The organism is Agromyces tropicus, assembly GCF_039531345.1.
Classification (GTDB): Bacteria; Actinomycetota; Actinomycetes; order Actinomycetales; family Microbacteriaceae; genus Agromyces; species Agromyces tropicus.
This window is the reverse complement of sequence record NZ_BAAAPW010000006.1, coordinates 46,133-64,498: the sequence shown is the minus strand read 5'-3', so window position 1 is coordinate 64,498 and position 18,366 is coordinate 46,133. Positions and strand designations below refer to the sequence as shown.

General features: G+C 72.1%; 18 protein-coding genes. 6 read left to right on the top strand and 12 right to left on the bottom strand.

All coding sequences use genetic code 11. The features are described from left to right. Positions 1-79: 79 nt before the first annotated feature. Positions 80-748 (top strand): isochorismatase family protein, encoded by a 669-nt coding sequence (locus ABD230_RS16500; RefSeq protein WP_344377233.1) that lies wholly within the window; start codon positions 80-82, stop codon positions 746-748. Continuing rightward, entirely contained in the window at positions 748-1,515 is a 768-nt protein-coding gene (locus tag ABD230_RS16495) for an alpha/beta fold hydrolase (protein ID WP_344377232.1), read from the top strand. Before ABD230_RS16500 ends, ABD230_RS16495 begins: the two co-directional genes overlap by 1 nt. Before the next feature lie 72 nt (positions 1,516-1,587). Here ABD230_RS16495 and ABD230_RS16490 read toward each other — a convergent pair whose 3' ends face one another. Beyond that, on the bottom strand, positions 1,588-2,553 hold the full coding sequence (locus ABD230_RS16490; RefSeq protein ID WP_344377230.1) for an AraC-like ligand-binding domain-containing protein: 966 nt from the start codon (positions 2,551-2,553) through the stop codon (positions 1,588-1,590). 216 nt (positions 2,554-2,769) lie between these two features. Here ABD230_RS16490 and ABD230_RS16485 point away from each other — a divergent pair, with 216 nt between their 5' ends. Beyond that, complete coding sequence (locus ABD230_RS16485; RefSeq protein ID WP_344377229.1) at positions 2,770-4,305, top strand: APC family permease; 1,536 nt, start codon at positions 2,770-2,772, stop codon at positions 4,303-4,305. Here the strand turns inward: ABD230_RS16485 and ABD230_RS16480 are convergent. Continuing rightward, positions 4,302-4,850 carry a hypothetical protein gene (locus ABD230_RS16480; RefSeq protein WP_344377228.1) on the bottom strand — a complete coding sequence of 183 codons (549 nt, stop codon included), beginning with the start codon at positions 4,848-4,850 and terminating at the stop codon, positions 4,302-4,304. The two genes, ABD230_RS16485 and ABD230_RS16480, sit on opposite strands and share 4 nt — an antisense overlap. An 87-nt stretch (positions 4,851-4,937) precedes the next feature. On the opposite strand from ABD230_RS16480, the gene ABD230_RS16475 reads away from it, so the two are divergent. Both ABD230_RS16475 and ABD230_RS16470 read left to right on the top strand, forming a co-directional pair. Further along, positions 4,938-6,959 carry a primary-amine oxidase gene (locus tag ABD230_RS16475; RefSeq protein ID WP_425546255.1) on the top strand — a complete coding sequence of 674 codons (2,022 nt, stop codon included), beginning with the start codon at positions 4,938-4,940 and terminating at the stop codon, positions 6,957-6,959. 130 nt (positions 6,960-7,089) lie between these two features. After that, positions 7,090-7,671: a dihydrofolate reductase family protein gene (locus tag ABD230_RS16470; RefSeq protein ID WP_344377226.1), complete on the top strand. Its 582-nt coding sequence runs from the start codon at positions 7,090-7,092 to the stop codon at positions 7,669-7,671. A 56-nt stretch (positions 7,672-7,727) separates the two neighbouring features. Here ABD230_RS16470 and arfB read toward each other — a convergent pair whose 3' ends face one another. From arfB to ABD230_RS16455, 3 genes are all read right to left on the bottom strand, one after another. Continuing rightward, positions 7,728-8,165: an alternative ribosome rescue aminoacyl-tRNA hydrolase ArfB gene (gene arfB / locus ABD230_RS16465; RefSeq protein WP_344377224.1), complete on the bottom strand. Its 438-nt coding sequence runs from the start codon at positions 8,163-8,165 to the stop codon at positions 7,728-7,730. Positions 8,166-8,216: 51 nt separating this feature from the next. Next, entirely contained in the window at positions 8,217-8,804 is a 588-nt protein-coding gene (locus tag ABD230_RS16460) for a TetR/AcrR family transcriptional regulator (protein WP_344377223.1), read from the bottom strand. Between the two features lie 173 nt (positions 8,805-8,977). Next, the gene (locus ABD230_RS16455) at positions 8,978-10,411 is read right to left on the bottom strand and encodes an aldehyde dehydrogenase family protein (RefSeq protein WP_344377222.1); all 1,434 of its coding nucleotides are present in this window, start codon (positions 10,409-10,411) and stop codon (positions 8,978-8,980) included. Between the two features lie 130 nt (positions 10,412-10,541). Between ABD230_RS16455 and ABD230_RS16450 the strand changes: the two genes are divergently transcribed. Beyond that, positions 10,542-11,180, top strand: a complete 639-nt coding sequence (locus ABD230_RS16450; protein ID WP_344377221.1) for a MarR family winged helix-turn-helix transcriptional regulator — start codon at positions 10,542-10,544, stop codon at positions 11,178-11,180. A gap of 34 nt (positions 11,181-11,214) precedes the next feature. Here ABD230_RS16450 and ABD230_RS16445 read toward each other — a convergent pair whose 3' ends face one another. The 7 genes from ABD230_RS16445 to hpaH form a co-directional block, all read right to left on the bottom strand. Next, complete coding sequence (locus ABD230_RS16445) at positions 11,215-11,379, bottom strand: hypothetical protein (RefSeq protein ID WP_154344684.1); 165 nt, start codon at positions 11,377-11,379, stop codon at positions 11,215-11,217. Between the two features lie 266 nt (positions 11,380-11,645). Further along, positions 11,646-12,770, bottom strand: a complete 1,125-nt coding sequence (gene hpaD, locus ABD230_RS16440; RefSeq protein WP_344377220.1) for a 3,4-dihydroxyphenylacetate 2,3-dioxygenase — start codon at positions 12,768-12,770, stop codon at positions 11,646-11,648. A gap of 75 nt (positions 12,771-12,845) precedes the next feature. Beyond that, positions 12,846-14,378, bottom strand: a complete 1,533-nt coding sequence (gene hpaE, locus ABD230_RS16435) for a 5-carboxymethyl-2-hydroxymuconate semialdehyde dehydrogenase (protein ID WP_344377219.1) — start codon at positions 14,376-14,378, stop codon at positions 12,846-12,848. 59 nt (positions 14,379-14,437) lie between these two features. Further along, positions 14,438-15,127, bottom strand: a complete 690-nt coding sequence (locus ABD230_RS16430; protein WP_344377218.1) for a GntR family transcriptional regulator — start codon at positions 15,125-15,127, stop codon at positions 14,438-14,440. After that, positions 15,124-16,695 (bottom strand): fumarylacetoacetate hydrolase family protein, encoded by a 1,572-nt coding sequence (locus ABD230_RS16425; RefSeq protein ID WP_344377217.1) that lies wholly within the window; start codon positions 16,693-16,695, stop codon positions 15,124-15,126. Before ABD230_RS16425 ends, ABD230_RS16430 begins: the two co-directional genes overlap by 4 nt. A gap of 75 nt (positions 16,696-16,770) precedes the next feature. Continuing rightward, a complete protein-coding gene (locus tag ABD230_RS16420; protein ID WP_344377216.1) occupies positions 16,771-17,577 on the bottom strand; it encodes an HpcH/HpaI aldolase family protein in 807 nt (268 codons plus the stop codon). Then, complete coding sequence (hpaH, locus tag ABD230_RS16415; protein WP_344377215.1) at positions 17,562-18,347, bottom strand: 2-oxo-hept-4-ene-1,7-dioate hydratase; 786 nt, start codon at positions 18,345-18,347, stop codon at positions 17,562-17,564. The genes ABD230_RS16420 and hpaH overlap by 16 nt, the downstream gene beginning before the upstream one ends. Between the last annotated feature and the right edge of the window lie 19 nt (positions 18,348-18,366).

Sequence of the window (18,366 nt, the reverse complement as noted above, 5' to 3'; positions counted from 1 at the left end):
CCGAACCGGATCCGGGACAGAATGGAGGCGGCGGGATGAGACGGCCCGCCCCCAGACCCGAGGAGCGAAGGAGCCGGTCATGAGTCGGGCCCTGTTCATCATCGACGTCCAGAACGACTTCACCGAGGGCGGCGCGCTCGGCGTCGACGGCGGTGCCGCCGTGGCCGCGGGCATCACCGCGTACCTCGCCGAGCACGCCGACCGGTACGACCTCGTCGTGGCCTCGCGGGACTGGCACAACCCGGATGACGACAACGGCGGGCACTTCGCGACCGACGCCGAGCCCGACTTCGTGACGACGTGGCCGAAGCACTGCATGGCCGGGACGGAGGGCGCCGAGTACCACCCGGCGCTCGACACGGACCGGATCGACCTCCACATCCGCAAGGGCCAGGGGGTCCCGGCCTACTCGATCTTCGAGGGCACCGACGACGAGGGCGCCTCGATCGCCGAGCTCCTCGACCGGCACGGCATCACCGAGGTGGATGTCGCGGGGATCGCGACCGACTACTGCGTCCGCGCGAGCGCGCTCGACGCGATCGAGCACGGCCGGCACGTCCGCGTGCTCGAGGACCTCGTCGCCGGCGTCGCCGCCGAGACCTCGGAGGCCGCGATCGCGGAGCTCGGGCACGCCGGCGCGGCCATCGTCGACTCGTCGGAGCTGCCGCCGGGCGAGGTGGTCGAGGCCGAAGCGGATGTCGCGGCGGACGAGCCCGAGGCGGACCAGGCCGAGGCGGACCAGGCGTGATGCCGCGGGAGTCGTCGGCCCCCGTCCTGCACGCGGAATCGCCCGACGGCGTGCTGATCGCCTACCGCGTGCACGGCGACGACGCCGAGTCCGGGCGGCCGCCCGTGCTGCTCGTCCACGGCTTCGCCTCGGACTCGTCGATCACGTGGGACGGCACCGGATGGGTGCGCGCCCTCGTCGAGTCGGGTCGTCGCGTGATCACGGCCGACCTGCGCGGCCACGGAGCGAGCGACAAGCCCGTGACGGTCGACGCCTACGCTCCCGACCGGCTCGGCGCCGACCTGCTCGCGGTGCTCGACTCCGCCGGCGCAGCGCGCTGCGACGCGATCGGCTACTCGCTCGGCAATCGCGTCGTCTCCGCGCTCTGCGAGCTCGCGCCGGACCGGGTCCGGCGCGTCGTCATCGGCGGGGCGGGGCCGACCGAGCTGTTCGCCACGTGGGACGTCGCCGGCATCCGCGCGTACCTCGTCGACGACGTCGCGCCGCGCAATCCGGTCATCGCCCAGGTGCTCGGTCCAGCCATCCGCGCCGGCGCCGATCGCGAGGCGCTGCTCGCCTGCGTCGGCGGGGTCTCGGGTGCACCGCTCGCGATCCCGGGCGACATCCCGGTGCTGTTCGTCGCGGGCGAGGAGGACCCGGTGCCCGCCGGCGTGCAGCAGCTCGCGCTCGACTGGGAGAGCGATCTCGTGACGATCCCGGGCCGCGACCACGTCTCCACGCTCACGTCGCGCACCTTCAAGGACGCGGCGATCGACTTCCTGGCCTGAGCGGCCCCGTCGCGCCCTCGTCGCGCCGCGCCCCACGTCGACGGCCCGCCGCGCCGCGGCGCCGGGCCGTCCTCAGGCGCCGACGGCGCGCGACCGGACCGCGCTCGGCGGCTCGCCGAACTCGGCGCGGAACGCGCGGCTGAAGTGCGCGGCATCCGCGAAGCCCCAGCGTGCGGCGACCCGGGCGACCGGTCGGCCCGCCGCGAGCGGATCGGCGAGCTCGCGTCGGCAGCGGTCGAGTCGGCGCGAGCGGATCCAGCTCGACACCGTCAGGCCCTCCTCGTGGAAGATCGCGTGCAGGTGCCGCGTGGAGATGTAGTGCGCCGACGCGATCGCGGCGGGCGACAGGTCGGGGTCGCCGAGTCGTGCGTCGGCCCACGCCTGCACCCGGCGCAGCATCGCCCGGTGCGGTCGATCGGCGTCGCGCGCGACATCGAGCTCGCGGGCGTAGAGCGTGGTGACGAGGTCGACCGCGTTGCGGGCGAGCCGGCAGCCGATGGGTCCGCGGAGCTGGTCGAGGTCGCCGGAGAGCTCGCCGAGGAAGCGGGCGACCACGCGCGCGAGGCCGTGGTCGCCGTCGATGGTCGCCGCGGTCATGCCCCGGACGGCGTCGGTCGGCAGCTCGAGCATGCGGTGGGGGACCATGAGCACGAGGGTGCTGAAGGCCTCCTCGAAGACGAGCGTGTAGGGCGCGTCGGTGTCGTAGATCGTCAGGTCGCCCGGGCGGAGCACGGCCTCGCGGCGGTCCTGGATGAGCAGCCCGGTCCCGGAGAGCTGGAGGCCGAGCTTGAAGCAGCGGTGCTCGGAGCGGGCGACCAGTTCGGGGGTCCGGTGGATCTCGTGGCCGGCGGCCGTCACGACCGAGAGGTGCACGTCGTCGCCCTCCGCGGCGCGGATCTCACCGCGGAACTCGTCCGGGTGATCGGAACGCACCCGCAGGGGCACGAACGCGCGGGAGACGAGGGCGCTGAACTCCGCGAAGTCCAGCGGCAGCTCCGACGTGTCGACGGCGGGGGCGGGGGAGGATCCTTGGGGCACTGGGATGCACCTCGTCTCTCGGGGATGGACGTCGATGTCCGGGTCGGGAGGAAACTCTACGCTCGTTGAGTGAAATTCGACAGGGGGAGCCTGCGGTCCCGGACAACGGACGTACGCTCAGGGACAAGCCCGCTGCGGCCGGCGCACGGAACCATGGGCCGGAACCGGGCGACGCCGCGGTGGCGCGCCCTTCCGTCGAACAAGGGATCCCCAGACATGACCTCAACGACGACGTCGACGCCTGCGGCGACCGATGGGCTCAGCCATCGGCGCCTCGGCGTGCCATCCGTCACCCTCATGATCATCGCGGCCTCGGCGCCGCTCACCGTCGTCGCGGGCGGCGTGACCACGACCTTCGCCGTGACCGGCGTGATCGGCGTGCCGGTCGGCTTCATCGTGCTCGCCGCCGCCCTCGCGGTGTTCGCCGTCGGCTACGCCGCGATGAGCCGCTACGTCACGAACGCCGGCGCGTTCTACGCCTACATCGCCCAGGGCATCGGACGGCCCTTCGGCGTCGGCGCCTCGCTGGTGGCGCTCGTCGCCTACAACGCCATGCAGGTCGGCATCTACGGCCTCTTCGGGTTCCAGATGTCGATGTTCCTCGAGGCGAAGTTCGGCATCACCACGCCGTGGTGGCTCTGGATCTTCGCCTGCATCGCCGTGGTCGCCGCGCTCGGCGTGAACCGCGTCGACCTCTCGGCGAAGGTGCTCGGCACGCTCGTGGCCCTCGAGTTCGCGGCCGTGCTCGTGTTCGACCTCGTCTCGTTCGCCGTGGCGCCCGAGGGCGTGAGCACCGCGGGCCTCCAGCCCGCCGAGTTCCTCGTGCCGGGCGTCGGCGCCGTGCTCTCGTTCGGCGTCGCCGCGTTCATGGGCTTCGAGTCGGCGGCGATCTACGGCGAGGAGTCGAAGGACCCCAAGCGCACGGTCGCGCGTGCGACCTACTCGGCCGTCGCGATCATCGGCGTCTTCTACGCGTTCAGCGCGTGGGCGTTCACGGTGGGCATCGGGCCCTCGCAGATCGTCGAGGCATCGGCCGCCTACGGTCCCGACCTGATGTTCGTGTTCATGGGCGAGCACGCGCCGGTCATCGTGAGCGACCTCATGCAGGTGCTCTTCCTCACGAGCCTGTTCGCCGCACTCCAGTCCTTCCACAACGCGGTCGCGCGCTACCTCTTCTCGCTCGGGCGCGAGGGCGTGCTGCACCGGGGCCTGGGGGCGGTCCGCGCCCGCTCGCGTGCGCCATGGGCGGGCTCGGTCGCGCAGAGCGCGATCGCGATCGTGGTGACGCTCGGGTTCGTCGTCGCGGGCGAGGTCATGGGGCTCAGGGCCGACTTCGCGCCGGTGGAGTTCCTCTATCCCGTGCTCACGATGTTCACCTGGCTCACGAACACGGGCGCGATGGGGCTCGTGCTGCTGATGGGCATCATCGCGATCGCGGTCATCGGGTTCTTCCGTCGCGACCGGCGAGGGCTCGGCGCCTGGCAGACGCTCGTCGCGCCGGCGATCTCGGTCGTCGTCCTCTTCGCCGTGTTCGTGCTCATCCTCGCGAACTTCAACGTGCTGCTCGGCCAGGCCGAGACCACCGCGGTCACGTTCGTGCTGCCCGCGCTGCTCATCGTCCCGGGCATCGCCGGCGTCGTGTGGGGCATCGCGATCCGTCGCAGGAACCCCGAGCTCTACGCGCGCATCGGGCACGGCATCGAGGAGGCGGAGGCCGCCGCCGTCTCGGGCGAGCCGCACCGCGGCATCTAGCCCCCGCGCGCGGTCACGAGAGCGGGAGCGGCCATGGCGGCGAGCATGACGGTCATGCTCGCCGCCGCGGCGCCGTGGCCGAGGCGCTCGGTTCCGGTGCGGATCGCGTGGACGCTCACCCAGGCGCCGAGGACGAGCACGGGGAGCACGATGACGAGGTGGGCCGCCGCGAGCGGAAGCGCGTGCGCGTGGGTCGCCGCCACCGAGCCGCCTCCGTGGTCCGCGCCGACCAGCAGCCAGCCGGTCGCGATCAGGGCGAGACCATGGTGGAGGTCGGCGAGCGGGAGGTCGGGTGCGCGGTCGGGCGAGTCGCGGCGATGCCGGTCCCGGCGCGCCCGGACCCCGATCGCGAGGCCCGCGATCACGAGGACGACCGCCCAGGCGAGCGGGGACACCGCGTGTGTGAACAATGCGTCGAGCATCGCGGCGAGCATGGCGACGGTCGTGGCGGCGTCGAGCGCGCGGACGCCGCGTCCGCGCGCGAACGTCGCCCCGGTGCCGGCCACGGCCCCGGCGAGCATGACCCCGTGCGCGAATTCGCCCATCCGTCGTCCCCGAATCTTCCCTGTTCCGGTGAGTGGGGCTATATTACTCAACAAACGTAGAGAAAAACGAGGTGCAGCATGACGACGATGTCGACCACCCACCAGATCCGGCAGGAGCCCGCCACCGGGCCGAGCGCCGCCGCAGACCCCATGCGCGGCCTGTCCGCTGACGAGATCGACCTCACGCGCGACGTCCTCGGCGACGCGGGCCTGCTGACCGAGCAGACGCGCTTCGTCTACGTCGGGCTCGACGAGCCCGCGAAGCCCGACGTCCTCGCCGGCGTCGAGCTCCCGCGCGTCGCACGCGTGCTCCTGCTCGACCGGGCCACCGGCGCGTCCTCCGACGTCCGGGTCTCGATCAGCGACCGGTCGATCCTCCGCCGCGACGAGATCGACGGCGCGAACGGGCAGGTCCCCATCCTCGACGTCGAGTTCGAGGCGATCTACGACCTGCTGGGCGCCGAGCCCGAGTGGCACGAGGCCCTCGCCGAGCGGGGCATCACGCACGAGCAGGTCGCGCTCGCCCCGCTCTCCGCGGGGGAGTACGGGTTCGAGGCCGAGCGGGGGCGCCGCGTCATCCGCGTGCTCGCCTTCATGCGGCACGACGAGCAGGACCACTGCTGGGCGCACCCCATCGACGGCCTCTGCGCCTACGTCGACATGATCGAGGGTCACATGTTCGAGCTCGTCGACCACAAGGTCTACGACATCCCCGCCGAGTCGGGGAACTTCGACGACCCCGAGGTGCAGGGCGCGCCGCTCGACACCCTCAAGCCGATCAGCATCACCCAGCCCGAGGGGCCGAGCTTCACCGTCGAGGAGGACCGGGTGAGCTGGGCGAACTGGCGCTTCTCGCTCGCGTTCGACGCGCGCGAGGGGCTCGTGCTCCGCCGCATCCGCTACGTCGACGCCGACCAGGGCGGCGCCGAGCGCGACATCGTGTACCGCGCCTCGATCGCCGAGATGGTCGTGCCCTACGGCGATCCGTCGCCCGCCCGGTTCTGGCAGAACTACTTCGACACCGGCGAGTACGTCTTCGGCCGCTACGCGAACTCGCTCCAGCTCGGCTGCGACTGCCTCGGCGAGATCCGCTACTTCGACGCCACGATCGCCGACGAGTTCGGCCACCCCCGCGTCATCCCGAACGCGATCTGCATGCACGAGGAGGACTACGGGACCCTCTGGAAGCACACCGACATCTACACGGGGTCGAACGAGGTGCGCCGCCAGCGGCGCCTCGTGATCAGCTTCTTCACCACGGTCGGAAACTACGACTACGGCTTCTACTGGTACCTCTACCTCGACGGCACGATCGAGTGCGAGGCGAAGCTCACCGGCGTGCTGTTCTCCTCGGCGTACGACCCGGAGGCGGGCGACCACGCCAGCGAGGTCGCGCCCGGGCTCGGGGCGCCCTACCACCAGCACCTGTTCAGCGCGCGGCTCGACATGATGGTCGACGGCGTCGCGAACGCGGTCGACGAGGTCGACGCGGTGCGCGTGCCGATGGGGGAGGGCAACCCGTACGGCAACGCCTTCACGAAGCGCACGACGCGCCTGCGCACCGAGGCCGAGGGCGCGCGCGACGCCGACCCCCTCGCCGGCCGTGCCTGGCACATCGTCAACACCGAGCAGCAGAACCGGCTCGGTCGCCCCGTCGCCTACGAGCTGCTCGCGCAGGGCTCGCCGACGCTGCTCGCCGACTCGGAGTCGGTGATCGCGAAGCGCGCCGGATTCACCCGCAAGCACCTCTGGGTGACCCGCTACGACCAGGACGAGCGCTACCCGGCGGGCGACCTCGTGAACCAGAACCCGGGCGGCGACGGCCTCCCGCGCTACACCGAGGCCGACCGCTCGATCGACGGCGAGGACATCGTGCTCTGGCACACCTTCGGGCCCACGCACTTCCCGCGCGTGGAGGACTGGCCGGTCATGCCCGTGGACTACGCGAAGTTCACCCTGAAGCCCTACGGCTTCTTCGGCCGGAACCCCACCCTCAACGTGCCCTCGTCCGAAGCGATGGGCATGGCGTGCCACACGGATGCCGCGGCCGGCGGATGCCACTGCGAGGCGGGCGAGTGCACGTGCTCGGGGCACGGGCACGGGGCCTGACGGCCGGGCGATCGCATCGAGGCGGGCGGATGTCGCGGGGCGCGGCATCCGCCCGTCGCCCACGACACGGGATGTCGGGCCGGCTGCCGGCAGCGCTAGATTCGGGGCATCCCGAGGCAGAGGAGCGCTCATGGGAACCGTCGTCATGTACGGCTCGGTGTCGGTGGACGGCTTCATCGCGGACGAGCACGACCAGCCCGGGCCCCTCTTCGACTGGCTGACCAGCGGTGACGTCCCGTTGGACGACAGCGGCGTGCTGCGCGTGTCGAAGACGTCCTTCGACTACGTCAGGCCGTACTGGGACCGGATCGGGGCGACCGTCGTCGGCCGCCACGTCTTCGACCTGACCGACGGCTGGGACGGGACGCCGCCCGGCGGCGTCGACCACGTGGTCGTCGTGACCCATCGCCCGGAACCCCGGGGATGGGACCCGGGTGCGCCGTTCCACTTCGTCGACGGGGTCGAGGCGGCCGTGGCCGCGGCGCAGGAACTGGCGGGTGAGCGCATCGTCGAGGTCGCGGCCGGCGACGTCGGCGGCCAGGCGCTCGCCGCGGGCCTGGTCGACGAGGTGCGCATGGACGTCGCACCCGTCGTGCTCGGTTCCGGCAAGCGCTACTTCGGGTCGGTCCACGCGCAGCACCTCTTGGAGGACCCTGACGAGGTGATCCGGGGCGACCGCGTGCTCCACCTGCGCTATCGGGTGCGCCGCTGACCGGACGGGCGCGATGACGCACGCCGACGTTGCTCCGGCCCACGGCACGCGGAGTGCTAGTCGGCAGGTGGGCGGCGCAGGCGCTTGACGTCGGTGCGCCGCTTCTTCGCCTGCAGGCGCCGCTCCTCGGCGCCGCGGGTCGGTCTCGTCGGTCGCCGCGGCGGCGACGGCGGACGCAGCGCGTCCGCCACGAGTGCGGCGAGCCGTGCGCGCGCCGCGTCCCGGTTGCGCAACTGGGAGCGGTGCTCGGATGCGGTGATCGTCAGGGCCCCGTCGACCATGCGGCCGCCCAGGCGGTCGAGGAGTCGATCCCGCTGGGCCTCCGAGAGCACGGCCGAGTCCTCGACGCTCCACACGAGTTCCGCTCGGGAGTCGGCCGTGTTCACCCCCTGCCCGCCGGGACCGGACGACCGGGAGAACCGCCAGGACAGCTCGGACTCGGGGATCGTGAGCCGTGCGTCGACTCGGAGGCCGGGACGGTGGGGCGCGGGCATGCCTCCATCATCCTCGCGCGTTCGAGCAGCGCGAAGACGGATCGGGAACGGTCACCGCAGCAGGTCGAGGTACCCGTCGAGCAGTCGGGTCAGCCGGTCGGCCGCCGCGCTCGCCGGCGCCACGACGGCGATCACCTGCACGCCGTCGAGCATGGCCATGAAGTGGTCGACGACCACGGGGATGTCGATGTCGTCGCGGATCTCGCCGAGGCGCTTCGCATCGGCGAGGTGCCCGCCGATCTCGACGCGCCACTGGTCCATGGTGCGCTCGTGCAGCGCGAGCAGCTCGGGTTCGTTGGCCGCGTACTCCCAGAACGGGATGACGATGCGCGCCTCGAGGATCCGCTCCCCGTCGAGCGGGAAGATCTGCAGCATGAGCTCGCGAAGCGCCGCCATGCCCTCGAGGTCGGCGCGCACGGCCGCGAAGCGCTCGTTCGTGGCGGCGAACACGTGCTCGAACGTCGCGCCGATCAGCTCCTCCTTGTTGCGGAAGTACGGGAAGAGCCCGCCGTTCGCGACCCCGGACGCCTTGGCGATCTCGCGCATCGTGGTGGCGCGGAAGCCCTTCTCCGCGATGAGGCGCCAGGTCGCGTGCACGATCTCGAGGCGGCGCGCGTCGTGGTCGACGATCTTCGGCATGGTCCCCTCTCGCGACGCCGCGGCGTCGGGGTCAACGATACGCGCCGCGACGCGCCCATCCGCGGCGCGGCGCGGCGTCGCGCTCGGCGCGACCCGGCCGCGGCGCGACCTCGCACGAGGAGGGCCGGGAGCGCGATCGCGTTCCCGGCCCGTACCCGCGGACGCCGCGCAGGTCAGCCGTTGACGACCTGCGGCACGCCGAGCGCCTTGAGACCCTCGACGCCGAACTCGAGCCCGTAGCCGGACTGCTTCGCGCCGCCGAACGGCGCCATCGGGTGCACCGCCCCGTGCGCGTTGATCCACACCGTGCCCGCCTCGAGGCGCACGGCGATACGGCGCGCCTCGTCGCGGTCGGTCGACCACACCGAGGCACCGAGCCCGACCTCGACCCCGTTCGCCATGGCGATCGCCTCGTCGAGGTCGCGGTAGCGGATGATCGGCAGCGCCGGGCCGAACTGCTCCTCCTGCACGAGCGGCGCGGCGTCGTCGATGTCGGCCACGAGCGTCGTCGGGTAGAAGTTGCCCGGGCGCGTGCGGTCCGGGTCGCCGCCGAGCAGCACCCGGGCGCCGTCGGCCTTCGCCGACTCCACCAGGCGGTCGACGATGTCGAACTGCCGCCGGTTCTGCAGCGGGCCGAGCACGTTCGCCTCGTCGAGCCCGACGCCCATGGGCATCGCGCGCGCGACGTCGACGAGGGCTTCGCAGACGTCGTCGTAGACGTCCTCGTGCACGTAGAGGCGCTTCAGCGCCGCGCAGGTCTGGCCCGTGTTGATGAACGCGCCCCAGAACACGCCATCGGCGATCGCCCTCGGGTCGACGTCGGGCAGCACGATCCCGGCGTCGTTGCCGCCGAGCTCGAGCGTGAGGCGCTTCACCGTGTCGGCCGAGCTGCGGATGATCGCCTTGCCGGTCGCGGTGGACCCGGTGAACATCACCTTCCCGATCGACGGGTGCGACGCCAGCGCCGCACCGACGTCGCGACCGCCCGAGACGATCTCGACGACGCCCTCCGGCAGCACCCGGTTGATGACCTCGATGAGCGCGAGCACGCTGAGCGGCGTGTACTCCGACGGCTTCACGACGACCGTGTTGCCCATGCGGAGCGCCGGCGCGACCTGCCAGACGGTGATCATCTGCGGCCAGTTCCACGGCCCGATCGCGCCGACGACGCCGATCGGCCGGTAGTGGAGCTCGGCGCGCGTCTCGCCGTCGTCGACGACGACCTCGGCCTCGAGCGGGGTCGCGGCGGCGGCCCGCATCCACCCGGATGCCGCGCCCACCTCGAATCGCGCATTGGGACCGTTCAGCGGCTTGCCCTGCTCACGCGACAGCACACGCGCCAGGGCCTCCGCCTCGGCGTCGATGGCGTCGGCGGCGAGCAGCAGCAGTTCGCTCCGGCGCTCGTGGCCGAGTGCGGCCCACGCCGGCTGCGCGGCCTCGGCACGGGCGATCGCCCGGTCGAGGTCGTCGACGCCGTGCACGGGCGCGTGGCCGACGACGGCCCCGGTCGCCGGGTCGAGGATCTCCCGCCGGTCGCCGGCCTGCGGCGTGATCTCGGCGAGCAGATCGGCGTGCGTCTCCTCGAGGACTGGGGTCGGGCTGTCCATGGCACCTCCACGTTGAGTCGGGGTTCCACGGTAGGCAGCAGCCCGAACCGCGCCGTTGCCCGTACGCGCGCACCGGTTGGACGTGCGTGCACGACGCACGTCCGCGCCGGGTCGGGACTAGGGTGTCAGGGTGTCCAGTCGTCCCAGTGGATTCGAGTCGAGCGGGTACTGGTACGAGCCCGAGGGCTCCCGGATCGGCAGCGTCGACGTCCTCAACCTGCTCCGCCGCTACCGCGCGGCCGACCAGGAGATGCGTCGGCGCACGCGCGACTCGATGGGCATGGGCGAGACCGACCTGCTCGCGCTGCGGTACGTGCTGAAGTCCGAGCGCGAGGGCGAGGTGCTCACGCCGGGGCACCTCGCGAAGCTGCTCGGCATCTCGTCGGCGTCGACCACCGTGCTGATCGACCGGCTGGAGCGATCCGGACATCTCACGCGACGCCCGCATCCGTCGGACCGGCGATCGCTCGTGGTCGCCAGCACGACGGACAGCGACGACGAGGTGCGCGCCACGCTCGGGCGCATGCACCGGGCGATGATCGACGTGGCCGACGGGCTCGACCAGCGCGAGCTCGACGTGGTCGCCCGCTTCCTGGCCGGCATGATCGACGCGCTCGAGCTCGTGGAGGAGCACCACGAGCACGGCCACGACGCGCACGGCGGGCGGGCGGCCGCCGCCTCCGCGCCGGACACGGCGCCTGCACACGACGACGCCGCCCGGCACGACGAGCGTGCGGGCGGCGACGGGACGGCCTCGTCGGAGGCCTGACCGCCGGGTCGCGGGTGCGACCCGGCTCGGTGGATCAGACGCTCCGGTTGCCGGTGAGCATGCGCACGAGCCAGACGATGACCGCGAGCACGAGCAGGACGATGCCCACCCAGAGCAGGAAGTTCAGCGACTGCACGAAGCCGCCGGTGAACAGCAGGATGATGGCGATGATGCCGACGATGATGAGCAGGGTGTTCACTGAAGTGCCTTTCTGATGGGCGATGACGCCGTGCGGCGCACGGCGGGTCGGGAACCTTCGGGCCCCGGGGAGCTGCAGCTCCCCGGGGTCGTCCCCCCGGTCGTGATCGCCCGCGAAGCGGTCGTTCCCTGGTCCGCGATCACGCTTCAACCATGGCGCTCCGCGGCCGTCGGCGCCAGCCATTCCGGAGACGCCGCGAATGCGCTAATGTTCGCGCGCCCGAGCGGTGCCGGCGTCGCGCCCGAGCGTGCTTGCGGCGCGGCGCCTCAGAGCGTGTGGCCGAGCTTGAAGCCCTTCTCCTCGTCGCCCTTCCGCGTGTACGAGAACCCGTCCGCGCCGATCGTGACGGCCATCTCGGAGTCGTCGGTGCGGGTGACGACGGGCTGCGGCTCGCCGTCGAGGTCGAGCACGAGCGACGCCTCGGTGTACCAGGACGGCACCACGGGGTTGCCCCACCAGTCGCGGCGCTGGTTGTCGTGCACGTCCCACGTGACGACGGGGTTGTCGGGGTCGCCCGTGTAGTAGTCCTGCGTGTAGATCTCGACGCGGTGGCCGTCGGGGTCGCGCAGGTACAGGTAGAAGGCGTTCGAGACGCCATGGCGGCCCGGGCCGCGCTCGATCGCGTCCGACATGCGGAGGGCGCCGAGCTTGTCGCAGATGGCGAGGATGTTGTGCTTCTCGTGCGTCGAGAACGCGACGTGGTGCATGCGCGGCCCGTCGCCGCCGGTCATGGCGGTGTCGTGCACGGTGGGCTTGCGGCGCATCCAGGCGGCGTAGACGGTGCCGGCCTCGTCCTGGATGTCCTCGGTGACGCGGAAGCCGAGGTCCTGCATGAACGCGACCGCGCGCGGCACGTCGGGCGTGACCTGGTTGAAGTGGTCGAGGCGCACGAGGGCGCCGGGCGTGTAGAGGTCGTAGCGCCAGGCGAGGCGCTCGACGTGCTCGACGTCGTGGAAGAACTCGTACGGGAAGCCGAGCGGGTCCTCGACGCGCACGGACTCGCCGATGCCCTTCGTCCAGCCCTCGCTGCGGCGCTCGACGCGGCATCCGAGCTCCGTGTAGAACGCGACGGCCTTGTCGAGGTCCTCGGGCGTGCGCACGCGGTAGCTGAACGCGGCGACGGCCGCGACCGGGCCCTTGCGGAGCACGAGGTTGTGGTGGATGAACTCCTCGAGCGAGCGGAGGTAGACGGTCTGCTCGTCCTCCTCGGTCACGGTGAGCCCGAGGACCTCGACGTAGAAGTTGCGGCTGGCCTCGAGGTCGGTGACCACGAGCTCCATGTACGCGCAGCGCAGGATGTCGGGTGCGGGCGCCGAGGGCGTCGGGATCGCGTTCCCGGAGTGGATCGGCGCCTCCTGGGAGACGTAGAAGCCCGAGGAGGTGAGGGTCATGCCATCACGGTGCGATGAGGGGGTGCGGTTGGTCATGTCAGCGTCCTTGCGTGAGATGGTCGGTGGGATGGCGCGTCAGCGCGGATCGGGGTCGTCCAGGTCGGTCTCGTGGTGCTCCTGCTTGCCGAACGTGGGGTTGTGCACGGCGCCGAGCGTGATGTGCACCGCCTGCTGGTCGGTGTAGAAGTCGATCGAGCGGTAGCCGCCCTCGTGGCCGAGGCCGGAGGCCTTGACGCCGCCGAACGGGGTGCGGAGGTCGCGCACGTTGTTCGAGTTCAGCCAGACCATGCCGGCCTCGACGGCCTGGGCGAAGTTGTGGGCCCGCTTGAGGTCATTGGTCCAGATGTAGGCGGCGAGGCCGTACTTCACGCCGTTGGCGAGCTCGAGCGCCTCCTCCTCGCCGTCGAACGGGGTGATCGCGACGACCGGTCCGAAGATCTCCTCCTGGAAGATCCGGGCGTCCTTCGGCACGTCGGCGAACACGGTCGGAGCGACGTAGTTCCCCGTGGGGAAGCCCTCCGGCCGCCCGCCTCCGGCGACGAGCCGGCCCTCGCCCTTGCCGAGCTCGACGTAGCTCATGACCTTGTCGTAGTGCTCGGGGTGCACGAGCGCGCCGACCTCCGTCCTCGGGTCGTGCGGGTCGCCGACCACGACGCGCTTCGCCTGGGCCGCGTACTTCTCGACGAACTGGTCGTAGACGGCGCGCTCGACGAGGATGCGGCTGCCGGCGGTGCAGCGCTCGCCGTTGAGCGAGAACACGCCGAAGATGGTCGCGTCGACGGCGGCGTCGAGGTCGGCGTCGGCGAAGACCACGGCGGGGCTCTTGCCGCCGAGCTCCATCGACAGGCCCTTGAGGAACGGCGCGGCGTTGCCGAAGATGATCTGCCCGGTGCGGCTCTCGCCCGTGAACGAGATGAGCGGCACGTCGGGGTGCTTCACGAGCGCGTCGCCGGCCTCCTCGCCGAGCCCGTTGACGAGGTTGAACACGCCCTGCGGCAGGCCCGCCTCCTCGAAGATCTCGGCCCACAGGCTCGCCGAGAGCGGCGTGAACTCGGCGGGCTTCAGCACGACGGTGTTGCCCGTCGCGATCGCGGGCGCGAGCTTCCACGACTCGAGCATGAACGGCGTGTTCCATGGGGTGATGAGCCCGGCGACGCCGATCGGCTTGCGGTTGACGTAGTTCACCTGGCGACCGGGCACCTTGTAGGTGTCGTCGGCCTGCGCGACGATCAGGTCCGCGAAGAACCGGAAGTTCTCCGCAGCGCGGCGGGCCTGGCCGAGCGCCTGGGTGATGGGCAGGCCGGTGTCGAAGGTCTCCAGCTCGGCCAGGCGCGCGTCGCGCGCCTCGACGAGGTCGGCGATGCGGTGCAGCACGCGCGAGCGCTCGCGCGGCAGCATCCGCGGCCACGGGCCCTCGGTGAACGCGCGGCGTGCGGCGGCGACGGCGAGGTCGATGTCGGCCTGCTGGCCGGCGGCGGCCTGGACGTACGTCTCGTTCGAGACCGGGTCGAGCACGTCGAACGTCTCGCCGCCCACCGAGTCGACGGATTCGCCGTCGATGTAGTGGCGGATGCGGTCGGGCAGGCCCTCGGGGATGTAGTGGCTCATCTGGCGGTTTCCTTCCGGAGTGGTGCTGGTCGGGCGGCGCGCGTCGTCGGTCGCCGCGGTCAGGTGGTCGCGGACGCCGGCACTGCGGTCGACGGCGGCTTGTGCGTTGCTTGGTAGGCGAGCACCGCGTCGAGCGTCGCGGTGCGGTGGCTGCGGGCGGCGAGCTCCACCTCGAGTGCGTCGGCGCCCTCGGCGATGAGCTCGACGATGCGCTCGTGCTCCTCGACGGAGGCCCGCGCGCGGCCGGGCACGAAGCTGAACGACGAGTCGCGGAGCACGCGCATGCGGTTCCAGCCGCGGTGGACGAGGTCGAGCACGTGGGGGTTCGGGCACCCCTCGAACAGGACGGAGTGGAACTCGAGGTTCAGCTCGGTGAATCGATGCGGGTCGAAGTCGTCGAGCGTGCGGCGCATCTCGGCGTTGACGGCGCGCGCCCGGTCGAGCTGCTCCGGCGTGAGGTACGGCGCGGCGATGGCGGTCGCGTAGCCCTCGACGAGCGCGAGCGTCTGCATGGTGTGCAGGTACTCGGTCTCCTTGATGAGGGCGACCTGCGCGCCGACGTTGCGCTCGAACGTCACGAGCCCCTCGGCCTCGAGCCGGCGGATGGCCTCGCGGACGGGTACCACGGAGACGTCGAGCTCGGCGGCGATCTGCGCGAGCACGAGGCGGTAGCCGGGCACGTAGCGCCCGTCGTCGATGCGCTCGCGGATGAACCGGTAGGCGCGCTGCGACTTGCTCTCGGCGCTCATTCCTCCTCCTCGGCCGTCGTCGGCGCACGGCCCGCCGAACCGTCGTCGCCCGCCGCCTCTGCGGCCGCGCGTTCGCGCTCGTACTGCTCGCGCCACGTGCGATCCATGGGGAAGAGCCCGTCGACCGGCCGGCCCTCGGCGACGCGCTCGGCGACCCAGGCGTCCGCGGCGTCCTGCTCGGCGGCCTCGGCGACCACCTCGGCGACGAGGTGCGGGGGGATGACGATCACGCCGTCGCCGTCGCCGACGATCACGTCTCCGGGCTGCACCGCGGTGCCGCCGCAGGCGATCGTCACGTCGGTCTCCCATGGCACGTGCCGGCGGCCGAGCACGCTCGGGTGCGGCCCCTGCGAGAACACGGGGATGCCGATCTCGGCGACCGCGTCGAAGTCGCGGACGCCGCCGTCGGTGACGATGCCGGCCGCGCCGCGCACCTTCGCCCGCAGCGCGAGCACGTCGCCGACCGTGCCGGTGCCGCGCTCGCCGCGGGCGTCGACCACGAGCACCTCGCCTTCGCCGACGGTGTCGAACGCGCGCTTCTGCGCGTTGTACCCGCCGCCGTGCGAGGCGAAGAGGTCGGGCCGGGCGGGGATGAAGCGGAGCGTGCGGGCGCGACCGACGATGCGGTCGCCGGGGTGGTTCGCGACGACGCCCTCGATGAAGACGTCGTGGTACCCGCGCTTGCGGAGCGCGACCGAGAGCGTCGCCACGGCGACCGAGGAGAGCTGCGCGCGCAGGTCGTCGGTGAGCTCGAACGGCGGCTCGGCGGCATCCGTCGGGTCGTCCGCACGGGGGCCGTCGAGCGGCGTGGCCCGGCCCGCGGCGACCGCGCTCGCGTGCGCCTCCGCCGAGCCCCAGGCCTCGATGCGCTGGAGGTCGTCGACGGCGGGGCGCGAGCCGTGCTCGCCGAAGGCGACGTCGCCGTCGGTGACCGTGGTGACGAGACGGCCCGTCGACGGCGCACCGGGCGCCGTCGGGGCGTCGACCTCGACCTCGACGACGTCGCCCGGGACCACGACGGTCGACCCGGCGGGGGTGCCCGTGAGGATGACGTCGCCGGTCTCGAGGGTGAAGTGCTGCGAGAGGTCGGCGACCAGTCGGCCGAAGTCGAAGAGGAGCGTGTCGGAGGTGTCCTCCTGCACGAGCTCGCCGTTGACCCAGGTGCGGACACGCCAGTCGCCCTGGCCGATGCCGTCGACCGGGATCGCGACGGGGCCGAGCGGCGTGAAGCCGTCGCCGCCCTTCGAGCGGACGTTGGATCCCTTGTCGGCGGCGCGGAGGTCGTAGAGGCCGAGGTCGTTCGCAGCGGTCACGGCCGCGACGTGCGACCAGCCATCGGCGGGGGAGACGTGCCGTGCGGGCTCGCCGATCACGAGCGCGATCTCGCCTTCGAAGGCGAGCAGTTCGGTGCCGGCGGGCCGCTCGACCGTGCCGCCCGACTCGCCGAGCGAGCTCTGCGGCTTCAGGAAGTAGCTCGGCTGTGCAGGCGTACGGCCGCGCTGGGCGGCGCGCGACGGGTAGTTGAGGTGCACGGCGATGATCTTGCCGGGCGTGGCGATGGCGGTCATGGACTCCCTCGTCTCAGATATCTGAAATCATATACGATCGTGACGCCGCTGGCAACGGTCGGATGCCGCGGTGCGTCAGTAGCTCGCCCGCTCCGTGCCGGACGGCCCGATGAACCGATCGGCGAGCGCCTCCGAGGCGCGCGCGAGCAGCGCGACATCCGCCCCGACCGCGACGAACGAGGCGCCGGCCTCGAGGTACCGCTCGGCGTCGGTCGGTACGAACGCGTTGACGCCGACCGGGATGCCGGCCGCCAGGCCGGCGCGGATCGCCGTGAGCACCGCGCCGACGACCTCGGGGTGCGACTGCTGCCCCAGGTGCCCCATCGAGGCGGCGAGGTCCGCGGGGCCCACGAACAGGCCGTCGACGCCGGCGGTCGCGGCGATCCCGTCGACGGCGTCGACCGCGGCGGCGGACTCGATCTGCACGAAGAGGCTGACGGTCGACGACGCGGTCGCGAGGTAGTCGTCGACGCGGTTCCAGCGCGACGCGCGCGCCAGCGACGAACCGACGCCGCGCACGCCCGCGGTGGGGTAGCGCACGGCTCGGACGAGTTCGGCGGCCTGTGCCGCCGAGTCGACCATCGGGACGAGCAGGTTCTGCACGCCGAGGTCCAGGACCTGCTTGATGACCACGGTGTCGCCGATCGGCACGCGGACCACGGGGGCGACGGGATATGCGGCGACCGCCTGCAGCTGCGCCAGGATCGACTCGAGGCCGTTGGGCGAGTGCTCGCCGTCGATGAGGACCCAGTCGAGGCCGCTGCCCGCGGCGATCTCCGCGACGAGCGGGCTGCCCGAGCACACCCACATGCCGACCTGCGGGCGATCGGACTCGTCGATGCGGGCCGCGAACGTCGGCGGCAGGGTCAGGCGAACCGGCATGAGATGCTCCCGAGGTCGTGGTAGTCGGCGTGCACGGTGTCGCCGCGCTCGACCCACATGGGCCGCGTGAAGCTGCCGGCGAGGACGATCTGGCCGGCGTCGAGCGACTGCCCGTGCTGGGCGAGCTTGTTCGCGAGCCAGGCGACGCCCATCGCGGGGTGCCCGAGCACCGCGCCCGCGACGCCGGACTCCTCGATGGTCTCGTTGCGCGAGAGCAGTGCGCCGACCCATCGGAGGTCGACCTCGTCGACCTTCACCGGGCGCCCGCCGATGACCATCGCGCCCATCGCGGCGTTGTCGCTGATGGTGTCGACGATGGTGCGGCCCTCGAGCTCGATGTGCGAGTTCAGCACCTCGAGCGCGGGCACGACGTACTCGGTCGCGCGCAGCACGTCGAAGATCGTCGCATCGGGTCCCTCGAGCGGAGAGCCCAGCACGAAGGCGAGCTCGACCTCGATCCGGACGTTCGAGAACCGGTCGTACTCGATGGTCGCCCCCGACTCGTAGACCATGTCGTCGAGGATCACTCCGTAGTCGGGCTCGGTGATTCCGGTCGCGACCTGCATGACCTTCGACGTGAGGCCGATCTTGCGGCCGACCAGCCGGGCGCCCGCGGCCATCCGACGTTCCGCCCACTCGCGCTGCACGGCGTACGCGTCCTCGACGGTCATGCCGGGGTTGCGGGCGGTGAGCAGGGGCACGGTCGTGCGGTCGCGGTCGGCGGCGACGAGCTCGTCGGCGATCTCCCGGATGCGTGACGGATCTGGCACGTGATCTCCACTTCGTCGT